Here is a 1,204-nt window from a genome sequence, read left to right on the forward strand (position 1 = left end):
CTGGCCGACTGTAGCCGGTCGCGACAGCATCGTGAACGGGCCCAAACCGGCTGTGCGGAGTTCTCCAAACCTGACCCTCAAATTGGCGCGATGCAAGCGGACTTTGGCCGCGACCGGTGAAGACGGCGGGCCTACGGTTGGTCCCCAGCCGTCGGGTCTCCCAGCCACCATCGCATGGTGCGCGCGGCAGCAATCTCGCCGTCACTCAGGCCTTCAGTCGCTTGCACAGATGCGAGCGCATCGATTGCCGCCTGCTTCCCAAGCACTCGGGCGAAATACTGGGGAAGTTGCTCGACGCTGAGGTCGTAGCTTGGCAGAGATGCTCGCATGCATTCGACCAAGTCAAATTCCTTGGTCGGCTCTGCTGTATCGAGCAATCTGCCAGCCAGCTCTTGCCGCTGAGACCGAAATTCTTTGGGCGCACCCTCGACGAAGACCGCGAACAGGCCTGCAAAAACCTCAGCGGGTGCACACCGGCTCAGCCGCGACCTGAGAAAAGCGAGTTGCTGGGGGTTGTCCGCTCCGAAGCGGTCTGCCGACTGGAGCACGGCAGCAAGAACCTCATCACGTTTCATTGGCCGCCCTTCAACTTCTGGTTATGGCCGCATTCTGCCGTCAGGCAGATGTTCGCCGTATCTCGCTAAATCGCATTCGCCGAAGGTCGCCCTGCGATTCAAGTTGACCGGATTCGACAAGCAGCCTGACCCGCTTCGCGAAGAAGGCGTCGGGAACCCCGCTTGGGAGGTCCCGCGTCGACAGCATCGCCATCCCGACCACGCGTGCGACCTTCCTCCAATCGTCGGAGACTTGCGAAAGAAGTGCCGTATCGATAAGCGCAAGTTCAGCTTGAGACAGCTTTGCAACCCGTGCGCCCTCTGCGGGCGAAAGCTCAGTGTTGTAAATTTCTTCGTTCACGGAGCTACCTGCAATGTCGTAGAAGCCCTCGGAGTCAAATCGGCAGCACCATTTGACGTGAGACCAAGTGCCCGTTGAGTTGGCCTCAACGACTCCGCGAGCAAACAGCACTTCGTGCGTGCCGTCGTCATAGAGGTTATCTTCTTGAACCTCAATAGGGAGACCTTCAACGAGTAGGACGGACGAGCCGTTGATGTCCTTCCGGAAATCAGTCTGCGACAGCATGACGAGATCGCGCTCAAGCAATTCGTTGAAATCGACTGAAAAACGAGATGTCATATCGAATGTC

General features: G+C 58.3%; 2 protein-coding genes. Both read right to left on the minus strand.

What is annotated here, in order from left to right:
• Nucleotides 1-131: 131 nt before the first annotated feature.
• Entirely contained in the window at nucleotides 132-575 is a 444-nt protein-coding gene (locus ACTJLF_RS34545) for a hypothetical protein (RefSeq protein WP_440884891.1), read from the minus strand.
• 40 nt (nucleotides 576-615) lie between these two features.
• Nucleotides 616-1,204, minus strand: a 589-nt coding sequence (locus ACTJLF_RS34550; protein WP_440884892.1) for a DUF3658 domain-containing protein, incomplete at its 5' end; no start/stop codon positions are given.

The sequence above is a fragment of the Variovorax sp. 22077 genome (assembly GCF_052044195.1).
Classification (GTDB): domain Bacteria; phylum Pseudomonadota; class Gammaproteobacteria; order Burkholderiales; family Burkholderiaceae_C; genus Variovorax; species Variovorax atrisoli.